Raw genomic sequence first — 16,169 nt, 5'->3', positions numbered from 1 at the left:
GGAGGTCGTGCCCCGGGCGACCGGCGGCACGAGCAATGCGGTTCCTCCGGTGCGGCCGGACCGGGATTCCCCGGCAGCACCGGAGGGCCGCCGCCCATCGAGCGGTGCACCGAACGTCCACCTGGAGACTCCCGCCGCCAGGCGGACCGCGTCCGACGAGTCGTCCGGTCGGGACATCGTCGTCCCGACCGGGCCGGATGCGGGGGAGGCAGGGGCGAGACGCCGACTGTCCCTGCCTGCCAGCCCCGTCCGTCCGACCCATCCGGTACGCCGGCCCGGCGTCGTCGCCGCCGACCTCGACGCCGGCCGGCGAGTCGCACCGGAGCGGGCGGCGGACGGGGCGCATCGGCATAACCCGTATCTTTTTCGGCTTTTCCCTGATATCAAGGTTCAATCGATGCATGTCGGTTTCCTGGGCACCGGAAGGAGCGCTATGCGTACAGGTGTCTGGCTGGTGGGGGCGCGTGGCTCGGTCGCGACCACCAGCATCGTCGGGGCGCTCGCGCTGCGTGCCGGGCTGACCGGGCCGACCGGCTGCGTCACCGAACTGCCCGGGGTCAGCACCCCCGCCCTACCGGGCTTCGCCGACCTGGTCTTCGGCGGCCACGACGTGGTCGCCACGCCGATCGCCAAGCGCGCCGAGGCGCTCGCTGACGCCGGTGTGCTGCCGGCCCGCCTGGTTGCCGCGCTGCCCGAGGAACTGGCCGCCGTGGAACGCGAGCTACGCCCCGCTCCCACCGGCGGAACCCAGGCCGACCGGGCCACCGCGATCGTCCGCGACCTCACCGCCTTCCGCCAGCGACACGAACTGGCCCGGGTGGTGATGGTGAACGTCGCCGCCACCGAACCGACTCCGCCGGCACATCCCGGGCACGCCGATCCGGACGCGCTGCGCGACGCCCTCGGCGGGCCGGACGAGGTGCTGCCACCCAGCTCGCTGTACGCGTACGCGGCCGTCACGGCGGACTGCCCCTACGTCGACTTCACCCCGTCGACCGGGCTGCGGCTGCCGGCGCTGACCGCACTGGCCGAGCGCCACGGCGTGCCGTACGCCGGCCACGACGGCAAGACCGGCGAGACCCTGCTCAAGTCGGTGCTCGCCCCGATGTTCGCGATGCGCCACCTCGCCGTCCGGTCCTGGTCCGGGCTCAACCTGCTCGGCGGTGGTGACGGCGCCACCCTGGCCGATCCCGACGCCAACGCCGCGAAGGTGCGCAGCAAACAACGGGTGCTCGGCGAGACGCTCGGCTACCTGCCGCAGGGCGACACCCGGATCGGTTACGTCGAGGAACTCGGTGACTTCAAGACCGCCTGGGATCTGATCACCTTCGCCGGTTTCCTGGGCACCGGGATGCGGCTGGAGTTCACCTGGCACGGCTGCGACTCGGCGCTGGCCGCCCCGCTCGTGCTCGACCTGGCCCGGCTCACCGGCGCCGCGCACGCCGCCGGCCGTACCGGTCCGCTCGACGACCTGGCCTTCTTCTTCAAGGACCCGCTCGGCACCGTGACCCACTCGCTGGCCGACCAGTGGACCCGGCTGTGCGCGTTCGCGGACAGCCTCGACGCCGGAGACACCGATGCCGCGCGTGGCTGACCTGGCCGAGCTGGTCCGTGCCCCGGCCGCGCTCTCCGTGCCCGGTGACGTGGTCGCCGGTGCCGCCGCGGCCGGCGCCCTCGGTCCGCGTACCCCCGCCCTCGCCGCCGCGTCGGTGCTGCTGTACTGGGCCGGCATGGCCGCCAACGACTGGGCCGACCGCGAGCTGGACGCCGTGGAACGCCCCGAGCGGCCGATACCGAGCGGCCGGGTCAGCCCCGGCCTCGCGGTCGGCCTGGCCACCGGTCTGACCGTCGCCGGTGTCGGGCTCGCCGCCGCGGCCGGCGGCCGGCGGGCCACCGCCGTCGCGTTACCGCTGGCGGCCGCCGTGTGGGGGTACGACCTCGCGGCCAAGAACACCGCCGCCGGTCCCGCGGTGATGGCCACCTGCCGGGGGCTGGACGTGCTGCTGGGCGCCGCCGGGGGCCGGACGGCGCGGGCCCTGCCGGCGGCGGTCACCGTCGCCGCGCACACCTGGACCGTCACCGCGCTGTCCCGCCGGGAGGTCAGCGGCACCGACCGGGCCCTGCCGCTGCGCACCCTCGCCGGCACCGCCCTGGTCGCCGCGAGCGCCGCGCTCCCGCCCGACCGCCGGCTAACCGCGAGCGTCTTCCGGGCCGATGGCCCGGCGAGGTCCGGCCGACGCGCCCCTGTCGTCCGCACCGACGGTGAGCGAACCGGCGACGTCGAAAACGGTCGGCGTGTTCTCGGTGCCGCGGCGGTGGCGCTGCCCGCCGTTCTCGCCGTCTGGTACGCCGTCCGCTACGGCACCGCGCAGGCCCGGGTGGTGGCCCAGCCCGCCGCCGCACGGGTCCGTTCGGCGGTCGGCGCCGGCATCACCGGCCTGCCGGCCCTGCAGGGGGCGCTGACCGCCCGCGCCGGGTCCGGACTGCTCGGACTGGCGGTGGCGGCAGCCGCGCCGCTGGGCCGGCGGCTGGCCCGCAAGGTGTCACCGACATGACGGCCGCCGGCACCGACACGTCCGCCGACGAACTGCGCTTCGGGTACGGGACCAACGGTTTCGCCAACCACCGCCTCGACGACGCGCTCGCGGTCATCGCCGACCTCGGCTATTCCGGTGTCGCGCTCACCCTGGACCACGATCACCTCGACCCGTTCGCGCCGGGACTGGCGGTGCGCGTCGACGCCGTCGCTCGCCGGCTCGCCGACCTCAACCTCGGTCTGGTGATCGAGACCGGTGCGCGGTTCCTGCTGGACCCCTGGCACAAGCACGCCCCGACGCTGCTGCACGACGACCCCACGCGCCGGATCGAGTTCCTGCGCCGGGCAGTGGCGATCGGCGCCGATCTCGGCGCCGAGACGGTCTCGTTCTGGGCCGGTGTCCGGCCGGACACGGTCACCCCGACGGTGGCCTGGGACCGCCTGGTCGCCGGCTGCGCGGCCGTCGTCGAGGCGGCCGAAGCCGTCGGGGTGACGCTGGGGTTCGAACCGGAACCGGGCATGCTGGTCGAGGACATCGCCGACTGGCGTCGGCTGCACGCCGCCCTCGGCTCACCGGCCCGCCTCGGCATCACCCTCGACATCGGACACTGCCGGTGCCTGGAGCCGCGGCCGGTACCCGACTGTGTCCGTGACGTGGCTGCACACCTGGTCAACGTGCAGATCGACGACATGCGGCGCGGGGTGCACGAACACCTGGAGTTCGGCGCGGGTGAGATCGACTTCCCGCCGGTGCTGGCCGCGCTGCGCGAGATCGGCTACCGGGGCCTGGTGGCGGTCGAGCTGCCCCGACACTCGCACGCCGCACCCACCGTCGCGGCCCACTCGCTGGAGTTCCTGCGCGCCGCCGCCTCGCCGCAGGCCCTTTGCTCTGCTTCAACCGGCGCACCACCAGGCATCCGCAACCCGAACGACGACCGACGCGTGGAGTGAAGCAGAGCACAGGACGCACGCGGTAGCACCGCCACGGCCGTCGACGGCGGCGGACGAGGGAGGAGACGCGATGACAGCGGACGAGCTGCGGGTGGCCCTGCGGGGCGTACCCGATCCGGACTGGTTGGCCACGGCCCTGGACCGCGTCGCGGCCGAGCCCACCGCCATCGCGCGGTTCTTCCCGGCGGCCGGCCGTCGCTGCGGCCGACACGACCTGCCCGACCTGCCCGGTTGGACCGCCGACGAGGCGGCCCGGGCCCTGCTGCTGGCCAGCCTGCCCGCCGACCATGCCGAGCAGGCCGAGGCGCTCTACCGCACCGGGGACGCCGCCGAGAAGCGGGCCGTGCTCAAGGCGTTGCCGATGTTGCCGATCGGCGCGGCCGGTACGCCGCTGCTGCACGACGCGATCCGCGCCAACGACACCCGGTTGGTCGCCGCGGCCCTCGGCCCGTACGCCCGCCACCTCGACCCGCCGGCCTGGCGACAGGCCGTGCTCAAGTGCGTCTTCACCGGTGTGCCGTTGGCGGCGGTGGCCGACCTCGACGCGCGCGCGGACGGGGAACTGGCGGAGATGCTCGCGGCCCTGGCCGCCGAGCGCCGGGCCGCCGGCCGGAGCATGCCCGCTGACGCCACCGAACTGTTGGACCGGCTCACCGCCGCCAGCCAGCCCCAGCCCAGGGAGGTGTGATGCGGATCTTCGACCCGCACATCCACATGACGTCGCGCACCACCGACGACTACGAGCGGATGGCCGCCGCCGGCGTGCGGGCGGTGGTGGAGCCGGCGTTCTGGCTGGGCCAGCCGCGTACGAACGTCGGCTCGTTCACCGACTACTTCGACTCGTTGGTCGGGTGGGAGCCGTTCCGGGCCGGGCAGTTCGGGATCCGCCATCACGCCACGATCGCGTTGAACCCGAAGGAGGCCAACGACCCGCGCTGCCGGCCGGTGCTCGACGAGCTGCCCCGCTACCTGGAGAAGGACGCCGTGGTGGCGGTCGGCGAGATCGGTTACGACTCGATGACGCCCGAGGAGGACGACGCCTTCGCCGCGCAGCTCGCCCTGGCCGTGGCGCACGACCTGCCGGCGATGGTGCACACCCCGCACCGGGACAAGGCCCGGGGTGTGGAGCGCAGCCTGGCGGTGGTCGCCGAGTCCGGCATCGCGCCGCAGCGGGTGGTGCTCGACCACCTCAACGAGACGACCGTGAAACTGGTCCGGGACACCGGCTGCTGGCTCGGGTTCTCCATCTATCCGGACACCAAGATGTCGCCGCCGCGCATGGTCGAGCTGCTCAAGGCGTACGGCACCGAACGGATGCTGGTCAACTCGGCCGCCGACTGGGGGCGCTCCGACCCGCTGCTCACCCGGGCCACCGGCGAGGCGATGCTCGGTGCCGGTTTCACCGACGACGACGTCGACCGGGTGCTGTGGCGCAACCCGGTCGAGTTCTACGGGCAGTCCGGACGACTCGACCTGAGCGACGACCGCGCGGAGCCGACCTTCGCCGGCAACTCGATCCTGCGCGGCGGCAGCTGATGCGGCTGCGGCATCCCGGCGGGGCCACCGTCCACCTCGGGTACTGCACGAACGTGCACCCCGCCGAGGATCTCGCCGGCATCGTCGCCCAACTGGACCGCTACGCGGTACCGGTCCGCGAGACGCTCGGCGCCGACCCGCTCGGCCTGGGCCTGTGGCTGGCCGCCCCGGTGGCCGCCGAACTGGCCGCCGATCCGGCCGCCCGTCGCCGGTTGCGCACCGAGTTGACCGTACGCGGGCTGGAGGTGGTCACCCTCAACGGCTTCCCGTACGCGGCCTTCCAGGCTCCGGTGGTCAAGGGGGCGGTGTACCGGCCGGACTGGACCACGGACGACCGGCTCGGGTACACCCTCGACCTGGCCCGGGTGCTTGCCGACCTGCTGCCCGACGACGCCGTCCGCGGCTCGGTCTCCACCCTGCCGCTGGCCTGGCGGGCGCCGTGGGACCGCAGCCACGCGGAGGCCGCCCGTCGCCGACTCGACCAGCTCGCCAGCGGACTCGCCGCCGTCGAGCGGGAGACCGGCCGGCCGGTGCGGGTCGGTTTCGAGCCGGAGCCCGGCTGCGTGGTGGAGAGCACCCCGCAGGCGGTCGCCGCGTTGTCCGGAATGGACACCGACCGGCTCGGGATCTGCCTGGACCTGGCCCACCTCGCCTGCGCCTGGGAGGAGCCGGCCGCCGCCCTGGAGCGGCTGGCCGTCGCCGGCCTGCCGGTGGTCAAGGTGCAGGTGTCCGCCGCGCTGGAGGCGACCGACCCGGCCGGTGACGCCGCCGCCCTGCGCCGCTGGGTCGAGCCGCGTTTCCTGCACCAGACCCGCTCCGCCGGCTGCGCCACCGCGACCGGCAGCGCATCGACGGCCGCGATCGGTGCCCTGCCGGCCGCCGGCAACGGGGCCGCACCCACCGCCGGCCCGGGGCTCGCCGATCCGGCGGATCCGGGCTGGGCGGCCGACGATCTCGATGTCGCCCTGGCCGCCGCGCTGCCCGGACCGTGGCGGGTGCACTACCACGTGCCGCTGCACGCCCCACCGGAACCACCGCTGGGCTCGACCCTGCCGGTGCTGCGCGCCGCGCTGGCCGCGCTCTTCACCGGTCCCGACGCCGGGTGCGACCACCTCGATGTCGAGACGTACACCTGGGGGGTGCTGCCGGCCGCGCGTCGGCCGCGCACCGACGCGGAACTGGCCGCCGGGATCGCGGCCGAACTGGCCTTCACCCGGGACGAGTTGGTCGCCCTCGGGCTGACCCCGCAGTCGCGAAAGGCGGTAAGAGCATGAGTCGCCAACTGGTGGTGCTCGACGTGGTGGGGCTGACGCCCCGACTGCTGGCACACATGCCCCGGCTGCGCGCGGTCGCCGACACCGGCTTCCGCGCCGAGTTGGGCACCGTGCTGCCGGCGGTCACCTGCTCGGTGCAGTCGACGTTCCTCACCGGCGCCCTGCCCGCCGAGCACGGCATCGTCGGCAACGGCTGGTACTTCCGGGATCTCGGCGAGGTGCTGCTCTGGCGGCAGCACAACGCGCTCGTCGGCGGGGAGAAGCTGTGGCAGGCCGCCCGCCGCGCCCGGCCCGGCTACACGGTGGCGAACGTCTGCTGGTGGTACGCGATGGGCGCGGACGTGGACTGGACGGTCACGCCGCGACCGGTCTACCACGCCGACGGTCGCAAGGAACCGGACTGCTACACCGACCCGCCGCAGCTGCACGACGTGCTCACCGAGCGGCTCGGCACCTTCCCGCTGTTCACCTACTGGGGGCCGGGCGCGGGCCTGCCGTCGTCGCGCTGGATCTGCCGGGCGGCCGAGCAGATCCTCACCGGGTACTCGCCCGACCTGACCCTGGTGTACGTGCCGCACCTGGACTACGACCTGCAACGCTTCGGCCCGGCCTCGCCCCGGTCGGCCGCCGCGGCGGCGGAGCTGGACGGCGTGCTCGCGCCGCTGCTGGACGCCGCGCAGGCCCGCGACGCGACGGTGGTGGTGCTGTCGGAGTACGGCATCACCGAGGTGTCCCGGCCGGTGGACGTCAACCGGCTGCTGCGCGCCGAGGGGCTGCTGCGGGTGCACACCCAGGTGGGCATGGAGTACCTCGACCCGTGGACCTCCCGGGCCTTCGCGGTCGCCGACCACCAGATCGCCCACGTGTACGTGCGTGACCCGGCCGACGTGCCGGCGGTGGCGAAGCTCTGCGCCGGGCTGCCCGGGGTGGCCGAGGTGCTCGACGCCGACGGCAAGGCGGCACACGGGTTGGACCATCCGCGCTCCGGTGAGCTGGTGCTGGTGGCCGAGCCGGACGCCTGGTTCACGTACTACTACTGGCTCGACGACGCGCGGGCGCCCGACTTCGCCCGGCTGGTGGAGATCCACCGCAAGCCGGGGTACGACCCGGCGGAGCTGTTCTTCGACCCGGCCGGACCCGGTGCGGCGAAGCGCCGGGCCGCCACCGCGCTGGCTCGCAAGAAGCTCGGGCTGCGGTACCTGATGAACGTGGTCGGGTTGGATGCCGGCGCCCGGGCGGTCCGGGGCTCACACGGCCGGCTGCCCGCCGATCCGGCCGACGGGCCGGTGCTGCTCTGCTCCGACGCGTCGGTGGCCCGGGACCGGATAGCCGCCACGGAGGTGAAGGGGCTGCTGCTGGAGCTGGCCGGAACGGAGGGGCGGTGACGGTCGCCGCGGCACCTGTCGATTCCGCCGGGTTGCGGGCCCGCTTCGACGCCGAGCTGACCGCCTTCCTCGACCGGCAGGATCCGGACTGGCCGGACGGCGCGCCACGGGGCGTCTTCACCACGTTGCGCCGGTTCGTGCTGGTCGGCGGCAAGCGCCTGCGACCACTGTTCTGCTACTGGGGCTGGCGCGGCGCGGGCGGCCCGGACGGTACGCCGATCGTGGCGGCCGCCGCCGCGCTTGAGCTGTTCCACGCCTTCGCGCTCATCCACGACGACATCCTGGACGGCAGCGACCGTCGCCGGGGCGAGCCGTCGGTGCACCGGATCTTCGCCGACCTGCATGCCCGGTCGTCGTGGCGGGGCGACCCCGAGGCGTACGGGCGCAACACCGCCCTGCTCTGCGGTGACCTCTGCGCCGCCTGGTCGGACCAGATGTTCCACGAGTGCGGGCTCAGCCCCGACCAGGTGCACCAGGGGTACGCCATGTTCGCGCTGATGCGTACCGAGGTGATCGCGGGGGAGTACCTCGACCTGGTGTCCGGGGTGGGCGACGGATCGGTGGCCAGCGCGCTCACGGTGATCCGGATGAAGGCGGCCCGCTACACGGTCACCCGGCCGTTGCAGATCGGCGCCGCGCTGGCGGGTGCGCCCGTCGAGCTGGTGGACGCGCTGGCCGAGTTCGGCGACCCGCTCGGGGACGCCTTCCAGCTCCGCGACGACGTGCTGGGGGTCTTCGGTGACCCGGCGGTCACCGGCAAGTCCGTACTGGACGATCTGCGCGAGGGCAAGCCGACGGTGATGATGGCGCTGGCCCGCGACGCCGCCGACCGGGTGCAGGGTGCCCGGCTGCGCGAGCTGTTCGGCAATCCCGACCTGGACGCCGACGGCGCCGCCGAGCTGCGCGAGATCATCGAGTGCACCGGGGCCCGCCGGAAGATCGAGCAGATGATCCAGGTCCGCGCCGAGGCCGGGTTGGCGGCGCTGGAACACACCGAGGTCTCCGCGGAGGGTCGGACCGCCCTGATGGAGCTGGCCGCCCAGGCCATCGACCGCCAGCGCTGAGCGCCACCGCGGCAACGCGGCGCCGGGCGGCTTTTGACCGAACTGACGAAAGTCTGTATCCGGCAGGCAGAAGATATAGACACATCGACGAATGACGCTTAGTGTCGTCGCTAGCACCGAAATGTTTCGTCGAGGTGAACCGGCGGCGCGGGACCCCCCTCGGCACCCCCCGCTACGGCATCCGGCGCGACGGCGCGCGCCCCGCCCTGGCAGAAGCACTCGTCAGGAAGGGACAGCACTGCGATGTCCACCATGCGCACCACCCGCCACCCCGCACGGTGGTCCACCAGCGCTTCGGCGCTGCTCCTGGTCGTCACAGTCGGCACCGTCGCCATCGCCGGCCCGACCCCGGCCCGCGCCCACCCCATCGTCGCCAGCGACTTCCAGCAGGTCACCCTCGCCAAGGGCGTGGCCGAGGTCGGCGAACCGATGACCCTCGCGGTGCTGCCGGACCGCTCGGTCCTGCACACCGCCCGCAACGGCACCCTGCGCCGCACCGACGCGGCCGGCACCACGACGGTGATCGGCACCGTCCCGGTCTACACCCACGACGAGGAGGGCTTGCAGGGCATCGGCGTCGACCCGAACTTCGCCAGCAACCGGCACATCTTCCTCTACTACGCGCCGCCACTGTCCACCCCGAGCGGGGACGCCCCGGCCACCGCCAGCGACTTCTCCGCCTGGCAGGGGGTCAACCGACTCTCCCGGTTCACCCTCAACGCCGACTTCACGCTGAACCAGTCCAGCAAGGTCGACGTCCTCGACGTGCCCGCCGACCGGGGCATGTGCTGCCACGTCGGCGGCGACATCGACTTCGACGCGGCGGGCAACCTCTACCTGTCCACCGGCGACGACACCAACCCGTTCGACTCGGGCGGCTACTCGCCGCTGGACGAGCGCACCAACCGCAACCCGGCGTACGACGCGCAACGCAGCGCCGCCAACAGCAACGACCTGCGCGGCAAGATCCTGCGGATCAAGGTCAACGCCAACGGCTCCTACTCGATCCCGGCCGGCAACATGTTCGCCCCCGGCACCGCCCGGACCCGCCCCGAGATCTACGCGATGGGCTTCCGCAACCCGTTCCGGATGAGCGTCGACAAGGCGACCGGCGTCGTCTACGTCGGCGACTACGGTCCGGACGCGGGTTCCACCTCCGCCCGCGGGCCCAGCGGACAGGTCGAGTTCAACCGGGTCACCGGCCCCGGCTTCTACGGCTGGCCGTACTGCACCGGCACCAACACCAGCAACGAGACGTACGCCGAGTGGAACTTCGCCAACGGCACCGCCGGTCCGAAGTACAACTGCACCGGCGGCGCGACGAACAACTCGTTCCGCAACACCGGCCTGACCACCCTGCCGGCCGCCAAGCCGTCCTGGATCCGCTATGCCGGTGACGCCGGCAGTCCGCCGGAGTTCGGCGGCGGCTCCGAGTCGCCGAGTGGTGGCCCGGTCTACCGCTACAACGCGGCGTCGACGTCGACCACCAAGTGGCCGCAGAGCTTCGACGGGCTCTTCTTCGCCGGTGAGTTCGGCCGAGGCTGGATCAAGCCGATCCACGTCAACAGCGACGGCTCGGTGGGCGCCATCGACGCGTCGTTCCCGTGGAACGGCAAGCAGGTCATGGACATGGCATTCGGCCCCGACGGTGCCCTCTACGTGCTGGACTACGGCACCGGCTACTTCAACGGCGACGCCAACTCGGCGCTCTACCGTTACGACTACGTCGCCGGAGGCAACCGGGCACCCACGGCGGTCGCCTCGGCGAACCGGACCTCCGGGGTCGCCCCGTTGAGCGTGAACTTCTCCTCGGCCGGGTCGTCGGACCCGGAGGGCGGGGCGTTGACCTACTCGTGGGCGTTCGGCGACGGCACCACCTCCACGGCGGCCAACCCGAGCAAGACCTACACCACCAACGGCAGCTACACCGCCACCCTGACCGTCCGCGACCCGCAGGGCGCCACCGGCACCGCCAGCGTGCAGATCCGGGTCGGCAACACCGCGCCGACGGTCACCATCAACGGCCCGGTCAACGGATCGCTGTTCTCCTTCGGCGACACCGTGCCGTTCAGCATCACGGTGACCGACCCGGAGGACGGCACCATCGACTGCACCAAGGTCAAGATGACCTACGTGCTGGGCCACGACAGCCACGGCCACCAGATCACCTCGCGCAACGGCTGCTCAGGCTCGATCACGATCCCGGTGGACGGGGAGCACGACTACGCGGCGAACATCTTCGCCATCTTCGACGCCGAGTACACCGATGCCGGCGGGCTCACCACGCACACCCAGCACACCCTCCAGCCCCGCAGCCGGCAGGCCGAGCACTACAAGACCTCCTCCGGCATCGCCACCTTCGACAAGGCGGCCGCCGAGGGCGGCAAGACCGTCGGCAACATCAACAACGGCGACTGGATCGCGTTCGAGCCGTACCGGATCAACAACGTGACGTCGTTCAGCGCCCGGGTCTCCTCGGCCGGCTCCGGCGGCACCCTCCAGGTACGCGCCGGCTCGGCCACCGGCACCGTGCTCGGCTCGGCCACCGTCCCGGTCACCGGCGCCTGGGACACCTTCACCACGGTCAACGGCACCATCAGCAACCCGCCGTCCGGCACCACCACGCTCTACCTGACCTTCGCCGGCACCGGGACCGGCTCGCTCTACGACCTGGACTCGTTCACCTTCACCACCGGCAGCGGTGGCACGGGCGGAAACCGGTCCGATCGTCGGCCTGGGCGGTAAGTGCCTGGATGTGCGCAACGCGGCGACGGCCGACGGTACGCAGATCCAGATCTACACCTGCAACGGTACGGCCGCGCAGACGTGGACGGTGACGCCGAACTCGACGATCCGGGCCTTCGGCAAGTGCCTGGACGTCGACGGTGCCGGCTCGGCGGACGGCACGAAGATCCAGTTGTGGACCTGCAACGGCAGTGGTGCCCAGAACTGGTCGGCGCAGTCCAACGGCACGTTGCGTAACCCGAGTTCGGGCAAGTGCCTGGACGTGTCGAGCAACAGTTCCGCCGACGGGCAGGCCGTGCACCTGTGGACCTGCCACACCAACGCCAACCAGCGCTGGACCCTGCCCTGATCAGAGGAGGGGCCCCTGGTCGACGCCTAGGGTAGAAAACAGGGGCCCCTCCTGACACCACCAATCGTTGGGAGAGCGACATGCGCAGACTCCTCCGAACCACCGTCGGCCTGGCCACCGCCGCCCTCGCCGTACTCGCCTGCACCACCCCGGCCACCCCGGCCAGCGCCGCCGACGCCCCGTACGACGTGCTGGTCTTCTCCAAGACGGCCGGCTTCCGGCACGACTCCATCGCGGTGGGCACCCAGACCATCCGCGACCTGGGCGCGGCGAACAGCTTCACCGTCACCGCGACCGAGGACGCCGGCGTCTTCACCACCGGCAACCTCGCCCAGTACGAAGCGGTGATCTTCCTCAACACCACCGGCGACGTGCTCAACAACAGCCAGCAGAGCGCCTTCGAGTCGTACATCGGCGCCGGTGGCGGCTACGTCGGCGTGCACTCCGCCGCCGACACCGAGTACGGCTGGTCCTTCTACGGCAACCTGGTCGGCGCGTACTTCCGCTCCCACCCGGCCATCCAGCAGGCCACCGTCCGGGTGGAGAACCGGGCCCACGCGGCCACCGCCCACCTGCCGCAGAACTGGGTCCGTACCGACGAGTGGTACGACTTCCAGAGCAACCCCCGCGCCAACGCGCGGGTGCTGGCGAACCTCAACGAGTCGACGTACTCGGGCGGGGTGATGGGCGCCGACCACCCGATCGCCTGGTGCAAGACGTACAACGGCGGTCGGTCCTTCTACACCGGCGGCGGCCACACCCAGGCGTCGTACGCCGAACCGGCGTTCCGGGCGCACCTGCTCGGCGGCATCCGGTACGCGGCCGGCCGCACCAAGGCCGACTGCCGGCCGGAGACCGGCTACACCACCCTCTACAACGGCTCGACCAGCGGCTGGTCCCAGGCCGGTCCGGGCAGCTTCAGCAACTCCGACGCCACGCTGACCTCGGTCGGCGGGATGGGGCTGTTCTGGCACAGCGCCAAGCAGTTCACCAACTACTCGCTGAAGCTCGACTGGCGGGTGGCCGGTGACGACAACTCCGGGGTCTTCATCGGCTTCCCACCGTCGAGCGACCCGAACTCCGCCATCAACAACGGCTACGAGGTGCAGATCGACCCCACCGACGCCGCCGATCGCACCACCGGCGCGGTCTACGGCTTCAAGTCCGCCGACCTCGCCGCCCGGGACGCCGCGCTCAACCCGGCGGGGGAGTGGAACACCTACGAGCTGCTGGTGGAGGGGGAGCGTCTCCAGGTCTTCCTGAACGGCGCGAAGATCAACGACTTCACCAACACCGACCCGGTCCGGTCGCTGGCCGGGCACATCGGCATCCAGAACCACGGCACCGGCGACGACGTGTCCTTCCGTAACATCCGGATCAAGGAACTCGGCGGCACGAACCCGCCGCCGGGCGGTGACGTCCGCACCGGCCGGATCACCGGGTTGGCCGGCAAGTGTCTGGATGTGCGTAACGCGGGTACGGCCGACGGTACGCAGATCCAGATCTACACCTGCAACGGTTCGGCGGCGCAGACGTGGACGGTGACGCCGAACTCGACGATCCGGGCGTTGGGCAAGTGCCTGGACGTCAACGGTGCCGGCTCCGCGGACGGCACGAAGATCCAGCTCTGGACCTGCAACGGCAGCGGTGCGCAGAACTGGTCGGCGCAGTCCAACGGCACGTTGCGGAACCCGAACTCGGGGAAGTGCCTGGACGTGTCGAGCAACAGTTCCGCCGACGGGCAGGCCGTGCACCTGTGGACCTGCCACACCGGCGCCAACCAGCGCTGGGTGCTGCCGTGACCGGGTAGCTTCACCGCCCCGGTGCGACGGTCACCCCGTCGCACCGGGGCTCTTTCGTACCGCCCGCGACCCGCCTAGAGTGAGAGACGGCGACCGCGAGGTGGCCGGTGAGTCGACGGGAGGCGCAACCCGTCGGCCCCAGGCGCGAACGCGTCCACCGGCGCACCGTCGAGGCCGTCACCCTTCCGGTCATCCCTCGCCCCGGTCCCGCAGGAAACGGAATCCCCAACACGACAGGGGAAAAGGACACATGGCGCGACCGATCACGCTGTTCACCGGCCAGTGGGCCGACCTTCCGTTCGACGAGGTGTGCCGGCTCGCCGCCGAGTGGGGCTACGACGGCCTGGAGATCGCCTGCTGGGGCGACCACTTCGAGGTCGACAAGGCCATGGCCGACGACTCGTACGTCGAACGCAAGCGGGAGACGCTCGCCAAGCACAACCTCCAGGTCTTCACGATCTCCAACCACCTGGTCGGCCAGGCGGTCTGCGACCACCCGATCGACGAGCGGCACCAGGGCATCCTGCCCGCCCGGATCTGGGGCGACGGTGAGCCCGAGGGGGTACGCCAGCGGGCGGCGGAGGAGATCAAGGACACCGCCCGCGCGGCGGCGAAGCTCGGCGTGGACACCGTCGTCGGCTTCACCGGCTCGTCGATCTGGCACACCCTGGCGATGTTCCCGCCGGTGCCGCCGGAGATGATCGAACGCGGCTACCAGGACTTCGCCGACCGGTGGAACCCGATCCTCGATGTCTTCGACGAGGTCGGGGTGCGTTTCGCCCACGAGGTGCACCCCAGTGAGATCGCGTACGACTACTGGACGACGAAGCGGACCCTGGAGGCGATCGGCAACCGGCCCGCGTTCGGGTTGAACTGGGACCCGTCGCACTTCGTCTGGCAGGAACTCGACCCGGTCAACTTCATCTTCGACTTCGCCGACCGGATCTACCACGTCGACTGCAAGGACGCCAAGGTGCGTACCGGTGACGGCCGTCGCGGCCGGCTGGCCTCGCACCTGCCCTGGGCGGACCTGCGCCGAGGCTGGGACTTCGTCTCCACCGGCCACGGTGACGTGCCGTGGGAGGACTGCTTCCGGGCGCTGAACGCCATCGGCTACTCCGGCCCGATCTCCATCGAGTGGGAGGACGCCGGGATGGACCGGCTGGTCGGCGCACCCGAGGCGCTCCAGTTCGTCCGCCGGCTCGCCTTCGACGCGCCGTCGGCCGCCTTCGACGCGGCCTTCAGCAGCAAGGACTGAACGCCTCCGGGGGCCGGCCCGCAGCCGGCCCCCGTGGTCAACCGGCGCTGAAGACGTGCTCGCTGGCCAGGTACGCCGCGCCCACCACGGCGGCCCGACCCGCCAGGTCGGACAGGACGATCGGCATGGTGCCGGTGGCCAGCGGCGCCGACCGTCGGTAGACCACGCCACGGATCTCGGAGAGCAGCAGGTGGCCGAGCCCGTCCGGTGCGCCGCCGATCACCACCATGCCGGGGTTGAAGAAGCTGACCAGGCCCACCAGCACCCGACCGAGCCGACGGGCGGCGTCGCGGACGAGGAGCTGGGTGGCCGGATCCCCGGCGGTGGCGGCCGCGACCACGTCCGCGACGGTGAGCGAGCCCGTCTCGGCGACGCGCGCGGCCAGCACCGGGGAGCGGTCCGACCGGGCCACGGCCAGCGCCGCCCGGACCAACCCGACTTCGCCGCAGTACGCCTCGAGACAACCGGTCTCCCCACAGGCGCAGGGCGGCCCTTCCTCGCCGAGCGGTAGGTGCGCGATGTCGCCCGCGCTACTGGTCGCGCCCCGGTAGAGCGATCCGCCGAGCACCAGCCCGCAGCCGAGCGCGGTACCGAGCTTCACGTAGAGGAAGTCCTCGACGGTACGGCCGATGCCGGCGTGCCGCTCGCCGAGAGCGAGCACGTTCGCGTCGTTGTCGACGAGCACCGGGCAGCCCAGTTCGGCGGCGAAGGCGTCCCGGACCGGAAAGCGCTGCCACCGAGGCAGGACGGCCGGTGCGGTGGAGGTGCCGCCGTCGACCGGCCCGGGAAGGGCGACACCGACCCCGGTGAGTTCGGTGACGCCCAGCTCGGCGCGGAGCTTGTCGACCAGCTCGATGGCCCGGCCGATCACCGGCTCCGGCCCGTCGCGTACGTCCGCGACCTCGCTGGTCTCGGTCAGCACGTTCAGCTCGCCGTCGGTGACGGCGACGGTGACCCGGTCGGTGGCGACCACCACGCTGGCGAAGCGCACGCCGCCGGAGAGGCGCAGCAACGACGACCGGCGCCCGCCCCGGGACGCCGCCGGCCCGGCGGTTTCGACGAGCCCGCGGGCGACGAGCCCGTCCAGTTCGGTGGTGAGGGCCGTCCGGGACAGGCGCAGCAGGTCACCCAGCTCCACCCGGGACCGGGGGCCCTCGTCCCGCAGCAGCCGGACCAACCGTGCCTGCTGCGGATTCTCCGGCCGGACCAGGGCCATCTCGACCACCTCCGGACGAAGTGTTCCACGCCGGTGTTTCGGACCAGTGGCCA

11 protein-coding genes and 1 pseudogene are annotated in these 16,169 nt (G+C 72.4%); 11 read left to right on the top strand and 1 reads right to left on the bottom strand.

Going from position 1 to position 16,169, the window contains the following annotated elements:
- Nucleotides 1–433: 433 nt before the first annotated feature.
- The 11 genes and pseudogenes from O7597_RS03705 to O7597_RS03655 all read left to right on the top strand — a co-directional run bounded on the left by O7597_RS03705 (nucleotide 434) and on the right by O7597_RS03655 (nucleotide 14,900).
- A complete protein-coding gene (locus O7597_RS03705) occupies nucleotides 434–1,594 on the top strand; it encodes an inositol-3-phosphate synthase (RefSeq protein WP_281582026.1) in 1,161 nt (386 codons plus the stop codon).
- On the top strand, nucleotides 1,578–2,555 hold the full coding sequence (locus O7597_RS03700) for an SCO3242 family prenyltransferase (RefSeq protein WP_281582025.1): 978 nt from the start codon (nucleotides 1,578–1,580) through the stop codon (nucleotides 2,553–2,555). Before O7597_RS03705 ends, O7597_RS03700 begins: the two co-directional genes overlap by 17 nt.
- Nucleotides 2,552–3,487: a sugar phosphate isomerase/epimerase family protein gene (locus O7597_RS03695; protein ID WP_281582024.1), complete on the top strand. Its 936-nt coding sequence runs from the start codon at nucleotides 2,552–2,554 to the stop codon at nucleotides 3,485–3,487. Before O7597_RS03700 ends, O7597_RS03695 begins: the two co-directional genes overlap by 4 nt.
- A 70-nt stretch (nucleotides 3,488–3,557) precedes the next feature.
- The gene (locus tag O7597_RS03690) at nucleotides 3,558–4,175 is read left to right on the top strand and encodes an EboA domain-containing protein (protein WP_281582023.1); all 618 of its coding nucleotides are present in this window, start codon (nucleotides 3,558–3,560) and stop codon (nucleotides 4,173–4,175) included.
- Complete coding sequence (locus O7597_RS03685; protein ID WP_281582022.1) at nucleotides 4,175–5,023, top strand: TatD family hydrolase; 849 nt, start codon at nucleotides 4,175–4,177, stop codon at nucleotides 5,021–5,023. The genes O7597_RS03690 and O7597_RS03685 overlap by 1 nt, the downstream gene beginning before the upstream one ends.
- Entirely contained in the window at nucleotides 5,023–6,297 is a 1,275-nt protein-coding gene (eboE, locus tag O7597_RS03680) for a metabolite traffic protein EboE (RefSeq protein ID WP_281582021.1), read from the top strand. The genes O7597_RS03685 and eboE overlap by 1 nt, the downstream gene beginning before the upstream one ends.
- Nucleotides 6,294–7,682 (top strand): nucleotide pyrophosphatase/phosphodiesterase family protein, encoded by a 1,389-nt coding sequence (locus O7597_RS03675; protein ID WP_281582020.1) that lies wholly within the window; start codon nucleotides 6,294–6,296, stop codon nucleotides 7,680–7,682. Before eboE ends, O7597_RS03675 begins: the two co-directional genes overlap by 4 nt.
- Complete coding sequence (locus O7597_RS03670; protein ID WP_281582019.1) at nucleotides 7,679–8,746, top strand: polyprenyl synthetase family protein; 1,068 nt, start codon at nucleotides 7,679–7,681, stop codon at nucleotides 8,744–8,746. The genes O7597_RS03675 and O7597_RS03670 overlap by 4 nt, the downstream gene beginning before the upstream one ends.
- Nucleotides 8,747–8,998: 252 nt before the next feature.
- Nucleotides 8,999–11,840 (top strand): annotated as a pseudogene (locus tag O7597_RS03665) (PQQ-dependent sugar dehydrogenase).
- An 80-nt stretch (nucleotides 11,841–11,920) separates the two neighbouring features.
- On the top strand, nucleotides 11,921–13,642 hold the full coding sequence (locus O7597_RS03660) for a ThuA domain-containing protein (protein WP_281582018.1): 1,722 nt from the start codon (nucleotides 11,921–11,923) through the stop codon (nucleotides 13,640–13,642).
- Nucleotides 13,643–13,892: 250 nt separating this feature from the next.
- A complete protein-coding gene (locus O7597_RS03655; protein ID WP_269737718.1) occupies nucleotides 13,893–14,900 on the top strand; it encodes a sugar phosphate isomerase/epimerase family protein in 1,008 nt (335 codons plus the stop codon).
- A gap of 37 nt (nucleotides 14,901–14,937) precedes the next feature.
- Here the strand turns inward: O7597_RS03655 and O7597_RS03650 are convergent, their stop codons facing one another.
- Nucleotides 14,938–16,116, bottom strand: a complete 1,179-nt coding sequence (locus tag O7597_RS03650; RefSeq protein WP_281582017.1) for an ROK family transcriptional regulator — start codon at nucleotides 16,114–16,116, stop codon at nucleotides 14,938–14,940.
- Nucleotides 16,117–16,169: the final 53 nt, after the last annotated feature.

This window comes from Verrucosispora sp. WMMC514 (assembly GCF_027497295.1).
Classification (GTDB): domain Bacteria; phylum Actinomycetota; class Actinomycetes; order Mycobacteriales; family Micromonosporaceae; genus Micromonospora; species Micromonospora palythoicola.
This window is presented reverse-complemented; position numbering and strand designations above follow the sequence as displayed.

Bases quoted from the DNA above. Each gene is read 5' to 3' on its own strand.
- O7597_RS03705 (WP_281582026.1), top strand. From the start codon at position 434: ATGCGTACAGGTGTCTGGCTGGTGGGGGCGCGTGGCTCGGTCGCGACC.
- O7597_RS03700 (WP_281582025.1), top strand. From the start codon at position 1,578: ATGCCGCGCGTGGCTGACCTGGCCGAGCTGGTCCGTGCCCCGGCCGCG.
- O7597_RS03695 (WP_281582024.1), top strand. From the start codon at position 2,552: ATGACGGCCGCCGGCACCGACACGTCCGCCGACGAACTGCGCTTCGGG.
- O7597_RS03690 (WP_281582023.1), top strand. From the start codon at position 3,558: ATGACAGCGGACGAGCTGCGGGTGGCCCTGCGGGGCGTACCCGATCCG.
- O7597_RS03685 (WP_281582022.1), top strand. From the start codon at position 4,175: ATGCGGATCTTCGACCCGCACATCCACATGACGTCGCGCACCACCGAC.
- eboE (WP_281582021.1), top strand. From the start codon at position 5,023: ATGCGGCTGCGGCATCCCGGCGGGGCCACCGTCCACCTCGGGTACTGC.
- O7597_RS03675 (WP_281582020.1), top strand. From the start codon at position 6,294: ATGAGTCGCCAACTGGTGGTGCTCGACGTGGTGGGGCTGACGCCCCGA.
- O7597_RS03660 (WP_281582018.1), top strand. From the start codon at position 11,921: ATGCGCAGACTCCTCCGAACCACCGTCGGCCTGGCCACCGCCGCCCTC.
- O7597_RS03655 (WP_269737718.1), top strand. From the start codon at position 13,893: ATGGCGCGACCGATCACGCTGTTCACCGGCCAGTGGGCCGACCTTCCG.
- O7597_RS03650 (WP_281582017.1), bottom strand. From the start codon at position 16,116: ATGGCCCTGGTCCGGCCGGAGAATCCGCAGCAGGCACGGTTGGTCCGG.